The 17654-nt window shown below is 45.5% G+C and carries 16 protein-coding genes; 6 read left to right on the forward strand and 10 right to left on the reverse strand.

Features of this window, described 5'->3' with window-relative positions; translation table 11 throughout:
• Window positions 1-183: 183 nt before the first annotated feature.
• The 6 genes from menC to NYE56_RS15410 all read right to left on the reverse strand — a co-directional run bounded on the left by menC (window position 184) and on the right by NYE56_RS15410 (window position 7663).
• Window positions 184-1299: an o-succinylbenzoate synthase gene (gene menC, locus NYE56_RS15385; RefSeq protein ID WP_341284056.1), complete on the reverse strand. Its 1116-nt coding sequence runs from the start codon at window positions 1297-1299 to the stop codon at window positions 184-186.
• A complete protein-coding gene (locus NYE56_RS15390) occupies window positions 1296-2756 on the reverse strand; it encodes an o-succinylbenzoate--CoA ligase (RefSeq protein ID WP_341284057.1) in 1461 nt (486 codons plus the stop codon). The genes menC and NYE56_RS15390 overlap by 4 nt, the downstream gene beginning before the upstream one ends.
• 90 nt (window positions 2757-2846) lie before the next feature.
• On the reverse strand, window positions 2847-3662 hold the full coding sequence (gene menB, locus NYE56_RS15395) for a 1,4-dihydroxy-2-naphthoyl-CoA synthase (RefSeq protein WP_003229054.1): 816 nt from the start codon (window positions 3660-3662) through the stop codon (window positions 2847-2849).
• 34 nt (window positions 3663-3696) lie between these two features.
• Window positions 3697-4521 (reverse strand): 2-succinyl-6-hydroxy-2,4-cyclohexadiene-1-carboxylate synthase, encoded by an 825-nt coding sequence (gene menH, locus NYE56_RS15400; RefSeq protein ID WP_015714575.1) that lies wholly within the window; start codon window positions 4519-4521, stop codon window positions 3697-3699.
• A complete protein-coding gene (gene menD, locus NYE56_RS15405) occupies window positions 4509-6251 on the reverse strand; it encodes a 2-succinyl-5-enolpyruvyl-6-hydroxy-3-cyclohexene-1-carboxylic-acid synthase (protein ID WP_341284058.1) in 1743 nt (580 codons plus the stop codon). Before menD ends, menH begins: the two co-directional genes overlap by 13 nt.
• Window positions 6248-7663, reverse strand: coding sequence for an isochorismate synthase (locus NYE56_RS15410; protein WP_015251378.1), 1416 nt, complete (start codon window positions 7661-7663; stop codon window positions 6248-6250). The genes menD and NYE56_RS15410 overlap by 4 nt, the downstream gene beginning before the upstream one ends.
• 289 nt (window positions 7664-7952) lie before the next feature.
• Between NYE56_RS15410 and NYE56_RS15415 the strand changes: the two genes are divergently transcribed.
• Entirely contained in the window at window positions 7953-8672 is a 720-nt protein-coding gene (locus NYE56_RS15415; protein ID WP_335451173.1) for a yteA family sporulation protein, read from the forward strand.
• 8 nt (window positions 8673-8680) lie between these two features.
• Here the strand turns inward: NYE56_RS15415 and NYE56_RS15420 are convergent, their stop codons facing one another.
• Entirely contained in the window at window positions 8681-9499 is an 819-nt protein-coding gene (locus NYE56_RS15420; protein ID WP_341284059.1) for a UTP--glucose-1-phosphate uridylyltransferase, read from the reverse strand.
• Window positions 9500-9670: 171 nt separating this feature from the next.
• Here NYE56_RS15420 and NYE56_RS15425 point away from each other — a divergent pair, with 171 nt between their 5' ends.
• Genes NYE56_RS15425 through NYE56_RS15435 form a run of 3 tightly spaced genes read left to right on the forward strand, consistent with a single transcriptional unit; the run spans window position 9671 to window position 13130 of the window.
• Window positions 9671-10957, forward strand: coding sequence for a UDP-glucose dehydrogenase family protein (locus tag NYE56_RS15425; protein WP_341284060.1), 1287 nt, complete (start codon window positions 9671-9673; stop codon window positions 10955-10957).
• The gene (locus NYE56_RS15430; RefSeq protein WP_341284061.1) at window positions 10954-11904 is read left to right on the forward strand and encodes an NAD-dependent epimerase/dehydratase family protein; all 951 of its coding nucleotides are present in this window, start codon (window positions 10954-10956) and stop codon (window positions 11902-11904) included. The genes NYE56_RS15425 and NYE56_RS15430 overlap by 4 nt, the downstream gene beginning before the upstream one ends.
• Window positions 11905-11906: 2 nt before the next feature.
• Window positions 11907-13130 carry a glycosyltransferase family 4 protein gene (locus NYE56_RS15435; RefSeq protein ID WP_076458306.1) on the forward strand — a complete coding sequence of 408 codons (1224 nt, stop codon included), beginning with the start codon at window positions 11907-11909 and terminating at the stop codon, window positions 13128-13130.
• A gap of 73 nt (window positions 13131-13203) precedes the next feature.
• Here NYE56_RS15435 and NYE56_RS15440 read toward each other — a convergent pair whose 3' ends face one another.
• The 3 genes from NYE56_RS15440 to cotSA are packed head-to-tail and all read right to left on the reverse strand — an operon-like array spanning window position 13204 to window position 15840.
• Complete coding sequence (locus NYE56_RS15440) at window positions 13204-13635, reverse strand: hypothetical protein (RefSeq protein WP_123372847.1); 432 nt, start codon at window positions 13633-13635, stop codon at window positions 13204-13206.
• 1 nt (window position 13636) lies between these two features.
• Window positions 13637-14692: a spore coat putative kinase CotS gene (cotS, locus tag NYE56_RS15445; protein WP_341284062.1), complete on the reverse strand. Its 1056-nt coding sequence runs from the start codon at window positions 14690-14692 to the stop codon at window positions 13637-13639.
• A gap of 14 nt (window positions 14693-14706) precedes the next feature.
• The gene (gene cotSA / locus NYE56_RS15450; RefSeq protein ID WP_341284063.1) at window positions 14707-15840 is read right to left on the reverse strand and encodes a spore coat protein CotSA; all 1134 of its coding nucleotides are present in this window, start codon (window positions 15838-15840) and stop codon (window positions 14707-14709) included.
• Window positions 15841-16029: 189 nt separating this feature from the next.
• Here cotSA and cotI point away from each other — a divergent pair, with 189 nt between their 5' ends.
• Both cotI and NYE56_RS15460 read left to right on the forward strand, forming a co-directional pair.
• A complete protein-coding gene (gene cotI / locus NYE56_RS15455) occupies window positions 16030-17103 on the forward strand; it encodes a spore coat kinase CotI (protein WP_341284064.1) in 1074 nt (357 codons plus the stop codon).
• A gap of 79 nt (window positions 17104-17182) precedes the next feature.
• Window positions 17183-17650, forward strand: coding sequence for a TspO/MBR family protein (locus NYE56_RS15460; protein ID WP_003229024.1), 468 nt, complete (start codon window positions 17183-17185; stop codon window positions 17648-17650).
• The last annotated feature ends 4 nt before the right edge of the window (window positions 17651-17654 follow it).

Below are 17654 nucleotides of genomic sequence, written 5' to 3' on the forward strand. Positions count from 1 at the left end.
TTACACAGGACAAAAAGTTTCCCTTGTGCAAAATTATCGCGTTTGACCATTTTTGTCAAGTTAATTTACATAAAAAAACCGGCTGAGTCAGCAGCCGGTCCAAACGAGAAGGGATGTATTCAACGAACACTTTTACTGTAACAGCACAGTGTCATTTATTCAAAATAGCAAAATGCTTTTTTCTTAACCATGCTGTGTGAAAACATCCATTTTGGTTACATATTTTCGCATAATGTCTTGGTTTACCTCAACCCCTAAACCAGGCTGTTTTGACACACAAATAAATCCATTATCAATACGAATATCAGGAGTTACAATATCTTCATCCCAATAGCGTGAGGATGAAGATATATCGCCAGGTATTGTGAATTGAGGCAGTGAAGCAAGCGCCACGTTCTGCGCTCTTGATATACCTGTTTCCAGCATTCCGCCGCACCAAACCTGCATATGATGCTCTTTGCATAAATCATGAATTTTTAAGGCTTCTGTTAAGCCGCCGACACGAGAAGGTTTTATATTAATAATTTTGCAGCTTCCTAGCTCAATTGCCCGTCTCGCATCATCAACTGAACAAATGCTCTCATCAAGGCAAATGGCCGTTTTCAAATGTTTCTGCAGGTGGCGGTGGTCAACGATATCGTCGGATTGAAGGGGCTGCTCAATCATCATTAAATGGTAGTCATCAAGCTCCTTTAAGCGGCTGATATCCTTCAATTCGTAAGAGGAATTGGCATCGGCCATAAGCGGGATGTTTGGGAATCGGCTGCGGATGGCCTTGACCAATTCCACATCCTGCCCAGGCTGAATTTTAATTTTTATTCTTTGATAACCTTCTTTTTGATAGCTCTCTATTTCCTTCAGCATATCGTCAAGAGGCGCCAGTCCGACTACCACGCCGGCAGGGACTTTATCTCTTGTTCCGCCCAATGCCTCAGCAAGGGATACGCCCTTCTTTTTGGCATAGATATCCCATACAGCCGATTCAAGTCCCGCTTTTGCCATCCGGTTTCCTTTATAACGCGCCAGGCTGTCCGGCACTTCTGAAGGATGATTGAATTCACGGCCGACGACATTTGGGATAAAAAAATCTTTTAGCATATGCAAACATGTTCCAATGGTTTCCTCGGTGTACCAAGGCGAAGAGAAAGCAGAAACTTCTCCCCAGCCTGTGACACCTGATGTATCAATGGCTTCCACGATCAGAAATTTACGCTCTTGAAGCGTTTCGATACTGTTTTTAAACGGTTTCTTTAAGTTCATGCTCAAATGGTAAAGCGTGATTTTTTCTATTTCGATCATAGCAGTTCTCCTTTACGCGCATCGTTCAGCTGATTTCGCAAGAGCTTATTAGACGCATTGCGCGGCAGGCGGTCAAGCACAAAGAATTTTGCCGGAATTTTATACTTCGCCAAGCGTTCTTTGCAGTAAGCAGTCAATTCTTCTGCGCTCACAGGCTTGTGAAGGACAAGATAGGCATGAGGCACTTTCCCCCATTTTTTGTCCTCAGCCCCTGAAACCCCGGCTTCGGCCACAGCGGGGTGTGAAAGCAGCACTGACTCCACTTCGGCCGGATAAATGTTTTCTCCGCCGGATATGATCAGATCTGAACGTCTGTCTAATACATATAAAAAGCCTTCGCTGTCCAAATAACCAAGATCACCTGTTTTCAGCCAGCCATTTTGAAAAGAGGCTTCGTTTGCGCTCTCCCGGTTAAAATAGCTTTTCATGACATTCGGGCCTTTGACCATGATTTCACCGTGTTCAAACGGTTCACATACCTGTCCGTCCCGCTCTATTTTGATTTCACACGAAAACAGCGGTTTCCCCGCAGATCCGAGCTTTTCCATACTGAATTCCGGCGACAGGGTAACAATTTGCGAGCATGTTTCTGTCATTCCATATGACTGAAAGACAGGGAATCCTTTCTCACGGCATTCCTCAAGCAATGGCAGCGGTGCAGGACCGCCGCCGAGAAGAATGCATCTGATGGATTCAGGGCAGCGGTTTGTTTCTTCCAAAAGACTGGCCAGCATAGTCTGCACCGCAGATATCATTGTCACTTCATGCCTGTTGATAGAATCCAGCACATCGCTTACGGAAAAACGCTGGTGAAGCACGACAGTCATTCCATAGATCACAGATTTAAATAATGCGGACAATCCGCTGATATGAAAGAGCGGCAATGCGATAAGCCAGCGGTCTTGTTCTGTTATACCCAAATTAAGAGCGGACGACACCGCACTGAAATAATGGTTTCCGAACGTTTGCTGAACTCCCTTGGGCTTTCCTGTCGTACCCGACGTATACATCAGCGTTGCCGTTGCATCCATTTGCATATAAGCCTGGATTTCAATTTCCTCTGCTGCTTCTTTCATCAGTTCATCCACATCAATCGTTTGAACGATGTGTTCATATTCTTTCTTCTCAAAGCTTGAATCTGTCAATAAAAAGCCGGATCCCGAATCCTCCAGCTGAAACAGCCTTTCATGTGTTGACAGCTTCGTATTCAAAAGCACCGCCTTAACACCAAGCAAAAAACAAGCGTGAATGGCGTATACCATTTCCGCACGGTTTTGGAGCAAAATAGCCGCAGTATCCCCTTTCCGAACCGAATGAGCGGCAAGCTGTGCCGACATTCGCTTAGACGCGGCAAATAATTCTGCAAATGTCACGGTTTGGTCTTCATAGATGAGAGCGATTCTCTCAGGTGTCAGCTGTGCCCGCTGCATGAGCCAGTTGGGCTGTTCTGTCAGCATGTCATCATCTCCGAGGTAAAATGTCTATATCGAAAAGAAAACAGCTTGGACCGCAAAGTCTCAAGCTGTTGGTTTACTAGGTATTGCTGATCACGGAAAACGAGGGAACTGTCCGAAATCAGGTTTGCGTTTTTCCTTAAAGGAATCACGGCCTTCTTTTGCTTCATCTGTTGTGTAGTAAAGAAGGGTAGCATCCCCTGCAAACTGCTGAATTCCAGCAAGTCCGTCTGTGTCCGCGTTAAACGCAGCTTTAAGAAAGCGCAGTGCGGTCGGGCTTTTTTCAAGCATTTCTTCACACCATTTAATCGTTTCTTCTTCAAGCTGTTCCAAAGGAACGACTGTGTTGACAAGACCCATGTCCAGTGCTTCCTGTGCGTTGTACTGACGGCATAGGTACCAGATTTCACGTGCTTTTTTATGTCCTACAATTCGAGCCAGGTAGCCAGAACCGTAACCTGCATCGAAGCTTCCCACTTTAGGTCCTGTTTGTCCGAAAATTGCGTTGTCCGCAGCAATTGTCAAGTCACATACGATGTGAAGCACATGGCCTCCGCCGATCGCATATCCGGACACCATCGCAACAACCGGTTTCGGGATGACGCGGATTAAACGCTGAAGATCCAATACGTTAAGACGAGGGATCTGGTCGTCTCCTACATATCCACCGTGGCCACGCACTTTTTGGTCTCCGCCAGAACAAAATGCCTTGTCCCCTGCACCGGCAAGCACGATAACCCCAACGTTTTGGTCGTCTCTTGCGTCAGCAAACGCATCAATCATTTCAGCAACCGTTTTAGGGGTAAACGCATTATGTACCTCAGGTCGGTTGATTGTTATTTTTGCAATGCCATTATACGTTTCATACAATATCTCATCGTATGTCCGTTTTGTTTTCCATTCAGCCATATGATGACCTCCTTTTATTCTCTATGTGAATGAGTCAGATGCTTGTCAAAAACTCACTCACTATTTTACCAAACAATCGCGGCTGTTCCACATGGACCGTATGTCCTGCTTTTGGAACAATCTCTATTCTACTAGAAGGAAGCATCTTATGCACCTCTTGATTGATGGCGCAAAATTTTTCGTCCCACTCCCCGCAGATCAGAAGCACAGGAACATCTATTTCCTCTACACGGCTCCACAAGGAAGGCTGTGAACCGGTGCCCATGCCGGTTAAACTGTTCGCAAGCCCAATCTTATTGTTCCGCAGACGGCCCGATCGTATCCTGTGCCGAATATCTTCAGCCAGCCTCTGCTGAGATGAAAACAAAGGGATATTCTCCCAATACGCAACAAACGCTTTGAGCCCGTCTCGTAAAATAAAATCAGCAAGCTTCCGGTCCCGCATAATTCGTTCCCGCCGTTCCCCAAGTGTTTTGAGCCCCGGCGTCGTGCTTTCAAGCACAAGTGCCGATACCCGCTCGGGATATGTCATCGCGAAAGAGTAAGCAAGCCTTCCTCCCATAGAATACCCAATCAATTTCACTTTGTGAAGTTTTAATTGATCAAAAATCTCGGCAAGGTCAGAAACTTGCCGGCTTGTGCTGTATCTTTTCCCATTCAGCGGGGCATCGGTTTCCCCGTGCCCTAAACAATCAATTTTGATCAAGCGGGAATCAGGCAGCATCTCATCAAGAAAAGTCCATGATTGTTTGCTGCCGGTAAACCCGTGCAGACAGACGACGGCTTCGGAAGCATTCGGCCCCTCGTCTGCCACTGCATATCGGACACCATCTGATACCGTTATGTTTACAGTTCCCATTGTTTTTTCACTTCCCGCACAGCCTCATTCAGCATATCGCGATGAAGCTGGACTCTTGATTGGCGATCCGTTTTGATTTCAATCAAATGGAGTCCGGGCTTGTCTGCCTGCGGCGCGTAAGCTGTTTTGAATTCATCCCAAGAAGCCGGGCATGAATACGTTCCGCCGTAAAGTGCAGCCGCATGCTTGAAATCGAGCCCTGTCGGTGTGCCGAACAAATCTTCAAAGTGTGTCTTCTCAGAAGCCTGCGGCAAAAAGGAGAAAATCCCTCCTCCGTCATTATTGACAAGAATCACAGTAAGAGGAATACCCAGCTTTTTGGCCGCCAGCAGGCCGTTTAAATCGTGATAAAAAGATAAATCTCCAATCACAAGGGTAACAGGCGCTTTTGTTCCTTCACATACCCCCATGGCAGAGGAGACGACACCGTCTATCCCGTTTGCTCCCCGGTTTGAATAAATCCGGAAAGGGCGGTCCTGCTTTTCAAAAAACGTATCAACATCCCTGATCGGCATGCTGTTTCCCACAAACAGCGAGCTGTTTTCAGGCACAAGATGCTGAAGGATTCGATAGAGATTGCCTTCAAACGAAACATCTTCACTGCTGATTGTTTGCAGATGCTCGCGGAACCGCCCATTGACAAACTGCCACTTTTCCAGCCACTCTGAGGATCTGGCAGCAGCAGTAAGGCCTCCCATGATCTCCTCAGCAAAAACAGACGCATTACAATGAATCATATGCGCGCTTGCCTGTGTCGGGTCTCTCCACCCCCCATCCTCGTCAATCACGATTTGCTGAATCGCCGGATCATCCCTAAGCCATAAGAAAACCGGTTTTGAAACAGGCATCGGCCCAAACCGAATGACAACATCAGGACGGAGTTTCCGCTTCAGCTCATCATCTTTTAAAAACGAATCATACGCATCAATAACAGTGCTTTTATCATGAACACCATTCCGCAGATTAGACAGCGGATCCGCTAAAATTGGATACTGAAGCGCTTTTGACAGCGCAATAATGTTTTCCTTGTCCGCATCACTATGGAGCTCTCCGCAGACGATCATTCCTTTTTCAGCCTCTGCGAGCATCTCAGCCACATCAGACAGGGACTCGCGGTCAACAGACTGCGTACCCGTTTTCACAGACACATGACGGCCTGTTCTCATTCTTCCAAACGGCTCATCTGAAAGATCCGGCATCAGCGGTTCGCGCAGCGGCACATTCACATGGACAGGCCCCATTGGGCGCTTTTGTGCTTCTCCGGCAGCGCGGCTTGCCAGCGTTCGGATGTATCTCAGCATTTGCGGAGACTCTTCAGGAAGAGCAGAGTCTGTGAAAAACTTAACAAAGTTACCGAATAAGAAGTGCTGATTAATAGCCTGCGGTGCGCCTACTTCGCGCAGCTCATGAGGCCGATCAGCAGTTAACACAATAATAGGCACCCTTGAATAATGGGCTTCAACCACAGCCGGATAAAAGTTGGCCGCGGCTGTTCCAGATGTACAGATCAATAGTACGGGACGCTGCTTCGCTTTTGCCAAACCTAAGGCAAAAAATCCGGCAGATCTTTCATCAATTTGGACATGGACGCTGATATCGGGATGCGCAGCACAAAGAACAGCCAGCGGTGTAGATCTTGAGCCCGGACAAACGACGGCGTCCGTAATTCCGGAAAGGGCGAATTCATCAATAAAACTTCCGATGTAATGAGTAATCGGGTTGACTGTCAACGCCTCTCACCTCCTAATGCAGAGATCATCGGCTTCAATTTAATCTGTGTTTCTTCATATTCCGAGATTGGTTCCGAGTCTTCCACAATACCGCACCCGGCAAACAGCCTTGCTGTGCTTCCTTCGATGAGCCCTGAACGAATGGCTACCGCGAATTCCCCGTTATCCTGGCTGTCAATCCAGCCGATAGGGGCCGCATACCAGCCGCGAGACATCGGTTCAATCTCCCTGATCACGTCAACAGCTTTTTCCTGAGGTGCTCCCCCAAGCGCCGGAGTGGGATGCAGCTTCTCAATTAAGTCAAAAATCGATGCAGACTCGCGCAGCTGTCCGACAATCGGCGTAAACAGGTGCTGAACGCTTTTTGTTTTGTACAAAACAGGTCCATCAGGCTTTTCAACCTCTGAACAGCTTGATACAAAAGCGTTATGAATCATACCTACCACAATATCATGCTCAAGCAGGTTTTTCTCATCGTTTAATAATTCAAGGCCTATCCGGCGGTCGTCTTCTTCATTCACGCCTCGTTTAATGGAGCCTGCCAGACAGGAAGACATGACAGTGCCGCCGTCTCTTTTAATCAGTCTTTCCGGAGACGCGCCGACAAAGGTTTTGCCTTCTTGTTCAATTGCAAAAACATAGCTTGTCTGCTGATCGTCCAGAAGCGTTTTAAGCACCGGTTCAATTTGGATTGGACCGTCAAACGTGAGCAGCAGCTCTCGGGCAAGAACAACCTTATCATATTGTTTCTCTTTAATTTGGCTTGTGGCCGTTTCAATTGCTTTCAGCCAATCATCCTTATCCAGCTCTTCGGCTGCTGCAATCACAGCCTGATCTTCTTGCTTGAAATCGGGAACCATAAATTCCGCCGCAAAAGCTTTTAAGCCTTCTAAAACAGCTTCTGCGTCTTCTCCTCCGCTTACCCATCTGTTAACTGTTAAGAACGGGCCTTCAGCAGTCATCGTCAGCATAAGCGCAGGCACAAAGAAATCCCCTTCCGAGAAATGGTCCCATTGTGAACCTCTTTCTTCGCAAGGGTCAAAAGAAAATCCTCCGAATAACACAGGTCCCACTGCAGAATGCTGCAGCTTTTCTTCTTCATAAATATGAAAAGCCGTCTTTTTAAAGCGCTCCCATTGTTCAAAAACCTCACGATACCGCTCGCTGTTTTTTTGATTTGTCTGGAAAACCGCTTCTTTGCCAAGACCGACTATTGTCAATTCACTTTCAGGATCTGACCAAAAAAATCGATTGCCTGTATATTTTTTTGCTCCGTAATTGAAAAATGATAGAGGGTCAAGAGACTCGATTTGTCTCGAATAGCTTATTAAGACAGCATGGTTGACTTCTTTGGCTTTATGTAATGCATGTAGAACTTCCTTTCGGAACGTACGCTGCACCGTTGTCACCATGAGACATTCCTCCATAATCCTTAAAATGCTTTTAATACCATACACCTGTGTCTCCTTTGTGTCAAACACAGATCATGCAGTCCAAATGGCCTGCCTTACCTATTATAAACCTAATTTCAGAAATGAAAAAGAAACAAAGCTTAAATTTCTTTCTCCACTGATAGCAAAGGTTGTATCCGCTTACCATAAAAGGAAAACCTCCTATATTCCTCCAACCGCCATTTATGAAAGTTCTCAGGCGATCTGTTCATACTAAAGATATGCATCACAGAGAAACGAGGCGATCATATTGCTTACAAAAGAACAGTTGCAGCATTTAAAAAATGAACTGGAACAAACGAAAAAAGATATCTTAAACCGTTTCAAAGACAATGATCATTTTCAGCTTAACTCAGCCTTTCCTTATGATTCGTGGGGTGAGCTTTCGGCATACGACAACCATCCCGGCGATCAGGCGACAGAACTTTACGAGCGTGAGAAAGACATCGCTCTAGACTTGCATGAGCGAGAGCACCTTCGGGACATTGAGCATTCATTGAAGGCAATAGAAAACGGTACGTATGGCATTTGTGAAGTCAGCGGAAAGGAAATCCCTTTCGAACGACTTGAAGCGCTTCCGACTGCCACAACCCTCGCGGAGTATTCTTCACAGGACGTGGTTTCCAAAGACCGTCCGATTGAAGAAGAAACACCATTCGGGCAATTTGAATTTGATGATGATGAAGAAATCAGAGCGCCATATGACAGTGAGGATTCCTATCAGGATGTCGAAAAATATGGTAACTCACAAACGCCGCAGGATATGGAAAACCCTCCGCTCAGCTATGATGATATGACGATGAATGCCGAAGAGAATATCGGCAATACGGAGGCTTACGAAAATTTCATCGCTACAGATATCACTGGAAAAGAAATTACCGTTTATCAAAGCAGAGCCCATGAGCGCTATGAAGAAGAACTTGACGAAGAGGGAATCATGACCACATTCGGCGATCTCCACGCTGATTGAACCCCCGATTATTGGGGGTTCTTTTCCGTTTTCAGCATATCGTAAATCAGCTTCAGATAATCCTTTTCAAGGCCGATGTCATACCGCTCGCCCTCTAGCAATTTCCCGTATACGGTACATGCCCCGAGCGAAGCTTTTATCGCATCCGTTACCTGCACTTCTCCTCCGCTATCAGCTTCTAATGCCTCCAGCTCATTAAAAATATCCGGTGTGAAAATATAACGCCCTGCTGCGGCAAAATGAGACGGAGGGTTTTGATTAGGCTTTTCCACAATATCCTGTATGCGATAAAGCCCTTTTTCAACAGACTCCCCCCTTATCACACCGTAATGATGTAAATCCTCCGTTTTTGTTTCTTTTAAGCCGATCACACTGGACTGATATTTCGTATACGCTTCAATCAGCTGCCCCAAAGCCGGCTGATTGGCGGAAAAAATCAGATCATCAGGCAAAACGACGGCAAAAGGCTCTTTGCCTGCAAATTGCTTTCCGAAAGAAATGGCGTCGCCAAGACCCATTGCATAAGGCTGGCGCACATAGTGAATCCGTATATCCGGAATGGGATGCTCACTAAGCAAATGCAGTTTATTCTTAGAGGCCAAAAAAGCCTCAAGTGCCAAAGAGGAATCAAAATAGTCGACAATCAGATTTTTATGGCTCGATACAACCATCAAAATGTCCTCAATGCCTGACTCCTTTAATTCTTCAACAAGATAATGAATCACAGGCTTAGATCCTACTGGAAACATTTCTTTCGGAATCACCTTCGTCACCGGCAGATTTCTCGTGCCGAATCCGCCTGCAGGAATGATCGCTTTTTTTATCATGGTATTTTCCCCTCAGCTCATGTTTATTACATGATATTCCAAGAGCGCATCCCGATGTTTGTACATCTGAAATTAGGCGGAAGCAACTGGGCAGAAAGCGGAATCACGAACCAGCCCTTTTTTAATAGGATATTGATATATGACCAGTAATCTTGTAAAGGAGCTCAGGTGATGAAAATTTGTGTGGTTGGCGCCGGGTATGTCGGTTTAACCCTATCAGCGGCACTGGCATCCATCGGACATGACATGATATGCACAGACAAAGACGTCAAAAAAATTGAGCAGCTGAAAAAAGGAGTCATTCCCTTTTACGAGCCTGGGCTTTCAGATGCAATACTTCGTTGCGGCAATCTCTCGTTTTCTTCTGAAGTGAAATCGAGCATGGAGGAATGTCCCGTTATTTTTATCGCAGTCGGAACCCCGCCGCGTTCGGACGGATCAGCTGATACGAAAGCCCTGCAGTCCGTCATCGGTGATTTAAGAGAGGCAATCCGATCGTATAAAACCATCATTACGAAAAGCACTGTTCCGCCCGGGACAAATGAAAACATAGCAAAACAGCTGATTGCCTCCGGAGTGTCTAAAAACCTCTTTAATATCGTATCCAATCCGGAGTTTCTGCGGGAAGGCAATGCCTTATATGACATGCTGCATCCTGACAAAACAGTCATCGGTGTTCAGGAAGAAGATCACGTATCGGCAGCCATCGTCAAATCCATTTACAAACACATTGATACCCCTTTTATCGTTACAAGCTTAGCGGGAGCAGAGCTGATCAAATATGCCAACAATTTCTTTTTAGCGGCCAAAATTTCGTTCATTAACGAAATGGCCCGCATATGTGAAGCCTATCAATCAGATATCTCAGATATTTCCCGCGCTATCGGTCTAGACCCAAGGATCGGGAAACACTTTTTGCAGGCAGGCATCGGATACGGAGGCTCTTGTTTTCCAAAGGATCTGCAGGCGCTGCAATTTGCTGCCCAGGAAAAAAACACGGAGACCCTCCTGCTCCAAGCCGTGCAGCACATTAATGACACCCAGCTCGGCCTGTATATCAAAAAAATACAGTCATTCTTCGAAACACTTCAAGGCAAGAAAGCGGCTGTACTCGGCATTTCCTTCAAACCGAATACCGATGACATCAGGAATTCTCAGGCTGTCAGACTGATGGAAAGGCTGGCGGAGCTGGGATGTGATGTTCATGCATATGATCCTGAAGCTGTACTTCCAGAACATTTGCGGCAGCATGTAACTCAGCATTCTCAAGCTTTTGATGCGATCGAAGAGAGTGACTTTTTATTTTTGGCGACAGAATGGCCTGAGTTTTTAGCGTTTGATTGGAAAAAGGCTGCAGATATCATGAAAGGGCGTCTTGTGATTGACGGGCGCAACGTACTGAAAAAAGAACTGATCGAGGCTTGCGGCCTGATCTGTACGGGAGTTGGCCGTCCATGAAAATACTCGTCACAGGAGCAGCAGGCTTTATCGGCTCCCACCTCTGCGAAGAATTACTAAAAGATAAGAAACATAACGTTATCGGAATCGATGACTTTATCGGTCCTACTCCATTTTCCTTAAAATTAAAAAACCTTAAAACCCTGCTGCAAGAAAAACGATTTACGTTCATAAAGGAAAATCTGCTGACAGCGGATCTTTCGCCCTTACTGGAAGAAGTGGACGTCATCTTTCATTTGGCGGCCATTCCGGGTGTCCGCTCAAGCTGGGGCAATCATTTTCACCCATATGCCGCACATAATATCCAAGCGCTCCAAAGGCTCCTCGAGGCGTGCCGGGAACATTCTATTCAAACGTTCGTCTTTGCATCCACCTCTTCCGTCTATGGCGAAAAACAAGGAAAAGTCAGCGAAAACACGTCGCTTTCCCCTTTATCTCCGTACGGGGTAACAAAGCTTACGGGAGAAAAGCTTTGCCATGTGTATCAACAGAGCTTTGGCATTCCAATTGTGATTCTCCGTTTTTTTACCGTATACGGGCCAAGACAGCGGCCGGATATGGCTTTTCACCGGCTCATTAAGCAGCACCTTCAGCAAAAGCCGCTTACCATCTTCGGTGATGGGCAGCAGTCAAGAGATTTCACTTATATCGGCGACTGTGTCAAAGGCATCACCGCTGTTCTTGGGAAACCCCGCCTTATTGGTGAAACAGTAAATATCGGCGGCGCAGAGCGTGCTTCAGTCTTAAAGGTTGTCTCTCTCATTGAGGATATTTCCGGCAGAAAAGCAACACTGCACTTTTCGGACAAAATAGCAGGGGAACCGAGCAACACGTGGGCGGATATTTCAAAAGCAAAACAGCTCTTGCATTATAATCCCGCCACATCCTTAAAGGATGGCTTGACCAACGAAATCGCCTATTTATCGTCGCTGTATCAGGGGGAATAAAAATGAAGCTTGCCTTTATCTGTACAGAAAAGCTGCCAGCGCCCGCAGTACGCGGCGGCGCTATTCAAATGATGATTGACGGTGTCACGCCCTATTTCAGCAGCAGGTACGACCTGACCATTTTTTCAATAGAAGATCCAGCGCTTCCAAAAAGAGAAACAAAAGACGGCGTACATTATATCCATCTGCCAAAAGAACATTACCGCGAGGCGGTAGCCGAAGAGCTGCGAGCCTCTTCCTTTGACCTCATTCATGTGTTCAACAGGCCTTTAAATGTCTCTTTATATAAAAAAGCCTCACCAAACAGCAAGATCGTTCTGAGCCTGCATAACGAAATGTTTTCTGAAAAAAAGATGACCTTCGCGCAAGGAAAAGAAGTACTCGACAATGTCTCCATGATCACAACTGTGAGCGAATTTATTAAACAAACCGTCATTGAACGTTTTCCTGAAGCTGAGGACATCACAAAAGTTGTGTACTCCGGCGTTGATTTAAACTCTTATCCGCCCGTCTGGACGATGAAAGGCTCGGCTGTCAGAAAAACATACCGGAAAAAATACGGTATTGAAGATAAAAAAGTTATTTTATTCGCCGGCCGCTTAAGCCCGACAAAAGGACCTCACCTTCTCATTCACAGCATGAGAAGGATTTTGCAGCAGCACCCTGATGCAGTACTGGTCATAGCAGGCGGGAAGTGGTTCAGCGATGACAGCGAAAACCAATATGTAACCTATCTGCGCACGCTGGCGCTGCCATACAGAGACCACATAATTTTTACAAAATTCATTCCCGCTGACGACATCCCAAACCTTTTTCTGATGGCAGATGTATTTGTGTGCAGCTCTCAGTGGAACGAACCCCTCGCCCGTGTGAATTATGAAGCAATGGCGGCCGGCACGCCCTTAATTACCACAAACCGGGGCGGAAACGGAGAAGTCGTAAAAGACGAAGTCACCGGCCTTGTCATCGACAGATACAACAAACCTTCTTCATTTGCAAAAGCAATTGACAGAGCCTTTACAGATCAAGAATTAATGAGCAAAATGACAAAAAACGCCCGACAGCATGTAGAAGCTTTATTTACCTTTACCCATGCGGCCAAAAGGCTCAATACTGTTTACCAATCCGTTCTCACTCCGAAAAACAAACAATTTCCGCCGCCTTTTCTGACGCAAAATTTTGATTTATCATCTATCAATCAGCTTTTTGTGAAAGCAAAAACATAAAACCTACAGCTCGTGTTGCAAAACGGGCTGTTTTTTTGCTGCAGAGAACATGAAAAAAGGCATAAATATGACTTTATGCCTTGCGCTTTACGGTTTGAGAAAACCATGGAGCTGGTTTAGATTCACTTGGAAGAATGATGATTTCCACTCTAGCTTCTTCCGCTAAGTCTGGTTCTTCATCTTCATCCTCTTCTTCATATGGGGGCGCTGAGCGTTTCGAATCACGCTCCTCCTCAGGCTCCAGAGTGGTTTCGAATTTTGTTTCTTCTTCATCATCGACGATTTTGTAATCTGTTTCCTTTTCCTTCGTTTCTTCTTGATATTCTTTCGGTGCATTGATGTGAGGGAGCTCTCGAATGCTGCCCACATCTAAATGCTTCTCCTCTTCTTCCTTCTCAGCTGAGATTGAGTCATGAGCCTGCCACCCCATCGGTCCAGGCGGTGTAAATACGAATTGGTCGAGATCCAGTTTAGAAATAGAGGCTTTTTGTCTCGATGACCTCATGTCAATTCGCCTCCCGATACGCTTTTATCTTTTTATACAGTTCCGGCAGTTTATCCAAAAACGAATCTTTAGATTCTTCAACAGAAATCATGTTTTGCAGCGCCCAGTTATACTTCTCATCTGACCACGTTTTCTTTTGCTTCAAATAATATTTGTGCCCGATTGCACAGAACAAATGCGGAAACGCGAGATCAATCCAAAGTACCTCGTACTGTTTTTCTGTGAGCGGATACACTGCATCGTAGGCCGCAAGCAGTGCAACCATGAAATCAATATCCCATACAGAAAGCTTAACCATCACTTTATTCAGCAGAATACGAAGGTCTCTTGACGGCAAATCGTAGGTAATTGAGTGAAGCTCCTTTAAAAAAGGCTCCCCTTCGATCTCTGTCAAACGTGCCAATGTAAAATCCTGAAAACAGAATCCGCCATGCTCGAGCGTTTCTTTTGTCCAGGTTTCGTATTCTGAGTCATCAAGCGCCTGAAGAGCTTCTTTTCCTCTTGCCAGCATTTTATCAGCATGTTTTAAGAAAGTTTGCGAAAATACGTCATCAGGATAGGATGCCGCGATCTGCATATTCCCTTCAAGTTCCTGCAGCTTCCATCGGTACAATTTATGCCATTTTCCCAGCCTGCTTCTCTTCTTGCTTTCATCTGTGCAAACATATCCTTTTGAGGCATGATGAAAATGGCCGGCAAATGACATGACTTTTTTCATTTGCTCTGCATCATAGTAAATCATTTCTTTTCCTGTTACTTTGTCATATAAGCTGTAAGAAACCTGATCCGTGCCCAAGCAGCTACCGCCATTTTTTGTTTGATGAATCGGCGCTATCGGCAGCCCTTTCTCTTGTAAATGGGCGTGTGCCTGAGTGATAAAAAGCATCCGCTCCGGTTTCATTTGCGCTTCTTTTAGCAGCTTTGGGCCATGATCAGTTTCGACTTCCCAGATTTTGCGTCCGCTTTTGTTCGATTTCAGCGCCACATTGTCAATATGAAAAGGATAATAGCTGAGAATTTCGGACACAATCTGTTCTTCATGCTCTTTTTGGTACACTCTGTTCACCCCTTCTATCTGTTCTTTTCATAGACGCTGAGCAGATTTTCAGCCACCCTCTGCCAGCCGAAATTGCTTTCTGCCTCACGGCGGCTGTATTTCCCAAGCCGTTCCCGCTTTTCTGAGCTGCTCAGCAAATCATTGATGCGTTCGGCATATTGTTTAGGATTTTCAAAGTCATGAATGATGTAGCCGTTTTTCCCTTCCTCTATGACCTCTGGATTGCCTCCCCGATTGCTTGTAATAATAGGAAGTCCCGCAGCCATCGCTTCATAATGCACCCTTGCTAAAGGCTCCTGCCATTGCGAAGAGCATACAAATACATCTGACATGGTATAAAGGCGCGGAATGTCCTTTGGCTTCACAAATTGAATAAATGTGACATGATCCTTTTGCATCGCACCAAGGGTATGAAGATGTTTGACATAGTTATTTAATTCATTATCTCCGAACCATTTTGACCCGATAAACACCATCATGACATCGGGGTGCTCCTCAATGATGTCCGGCAAAGCCTGCAATAATATGTGCGGGCCTTTGACTTTGCTAAGCCGGCCGACAAACAAGACGATTTTTTTGCCGTGAAGCCCCAGCTCGCTTCGCATCTCTTCGCGAGCTCGCTGCCCTTCATTCGTCCAGCGAGGGTGGTACGTTTTTAAATCCACACCGGAATACACCGTTTTTGTTTTTGATCGTGCTGACGGAAAACGGCTTGTGATCGTCTGTCCGATATAATCGCTGACCGTAACAATCTGCGCTACGGAGTCGATGCAAATCTCGCCTTCCGCCTGGCTGATTTTATCGTAAGCGAACATTTCATTGTGAACGCTTAAAATAAAAACAGCATCCGGCGCCTGTTTCTTCCATTTCGGAACCCAGCTTGGGCGATTACAAACATGCACAAGATCAAAACGGCTCTTTTTCAGCTCTGCTCCAACGGCTTCTTCATAACGGTCTTCATCCAAATGCACATAATGGACACCGTCTACCTTCTCTCTATCAGCGAGATTCGGATCTTTAATAGAAAACACAGTCACCTCATGTTTTTTGGCAATTAAAGGGGCAACCGCTTCGAGGTAGATTTGAATGGCGCCTCCTCGAACCGATGGGACAGGAAGCTTCTCTGTGGCGATCAGTGCTATTTTCATACATAGCCTCCATTCCTGCATGATTTTTAACTAGTTAGAATCATGATACGGCTGAACAACCAACTTGTGCGGAATGGGACTGCCCTAAAAACAAAACGGGTAAACAACCAGATTCATCTATTAAATATAGTCAAATAACTCAATCATTTTTTCCTTTTGATTCATAAGGTAGGAGTAAAACAGGTAAGGATGTGTCCTTTAATGGCAGAAAACCATGAAGTCATTGAGGAGGGGAATTCATCAGAGCTTCCTTTATCAGCAGAAGATGCAAAAAAATTAACGGAGCTGGCTGAAAATGTGCTTCAAGGATGGGATGTGCAGGCTGAAAAAATAGACGTCATTCAGGGAAACCAGATGGCGCTTGTCTGGAAGGTCCACACAGACTCCGGCGCGGTTTGTCTAAAACGAATACACAGGCCAGAAAAGAAAGCGTTGTTTTCCATTTTCGCGCAGGACTATTTAGCAAAAAAAGGCATGAATGTTCCTGGCATACTCCCAAACAAAAAAGGTAGCCTATATTCTAAGCACGGCTCATTTCTATTTGTCGTATATGACTGGATCGAAGGAAGACCGTTTGAGCTGACTGTAAAGCAGGACTTGGAGTTTATCATGAAAGGCCTTGCTGATTTTCATACAGCTTCCGTCGGATATCAGCCGCCAAATGGCGTTCCCGTATTTACCAAATTAGGTCGCTGGCCGAATCACTACACGAAACGATGCAAACAGATGGAAACGTGGAAACTGATGGCGGAGGCGGAAAAAGAAGATCCTTTCTCACAGTTTTATCTTCAGGAGATAGATGGCTTTATTGAAGACGGGCTGCGCATCAAAGACCGGCTTTTGCAGTCGACCTATGTTCCATGGACTGAACAGCTGAAAAAAAGCCCTAACCTTTGCCACCAGGATTACGGAACCGGAAATACACTCTTAGGGGAAAATGAACAGATTTGGGTCATTGACTTAGATACCGTTTCATTTGATCTGCCTATTCGCGATTTGCGCAAAATGATTATTCCGCTTTTGGATACGACGGGCGTTTGGGATGAAGAAACATTTCATGTCATGCTGAACGCATACGAATCCAGAGCCCCATTAACTGAAGAACAAAAACAAGTCATGTTTATTGATATGCTGTTTCCTTACGAGCTTTACGATGTCATTCGCGAAAAATACGTCCGCAAGTCTGCTTTACCGAAGGAAGAATTAGAATCAGCTTTTGAATATGAACGCATTAAAGCAAACGCATTGCAGCAGCTTATTTAAGACCATCATTTCCCCCGCATATCGGGGGTTTGATCTTTATAAGATAAAGGGTAAATAAATACATGCGGAGGTTGCAAATATGAAAAAGATTGTCGGCGCTTTAGCCGTTTTTGTGATTACATATGCGCTGTTTTCAGCCGCAGGCTACCTGTTTCCTGTGGACCAAGAATGGTACAATTCATTGAAAAAACCGGACTGGACGCCAAGCGGAACTGCGATCGGCATCATTTGGGCCATCCTGTTTGCCCTGATCTCCCTTTCAGCAGCCATTGTATATGCTGCGTTTTCATTTAAAGGTGCGAAAAGCTTTTGGTTTACACTTTTGATAAATTACGTGCTCAATCAAGCCTTCAGCTATTTCCAATTTACGCAAAAAAATCTGCTGGCTGCATCGCTTGACTGCCTGCTTGTCGCCATCACAGCAATCGTATTACTGATCATTGCCAAAAAATACAGCAGAGCCGCAAGCTATCTTCTTTTGCCTTATTTTTTATGGAGTGCATTTGCGACGTTCTTATCCTTTACAATCAATTCAATGAATCTGTGAACAA

Source organism: Bacillus sp. FSL R5-0603, assembly GCF_038050295.1.
Taxonomy (GTDB): Bacteria; Bacillota; Bacilli; order Bacillales; family Bacillaceae; genus Bacillus; species Bacillus subtilis.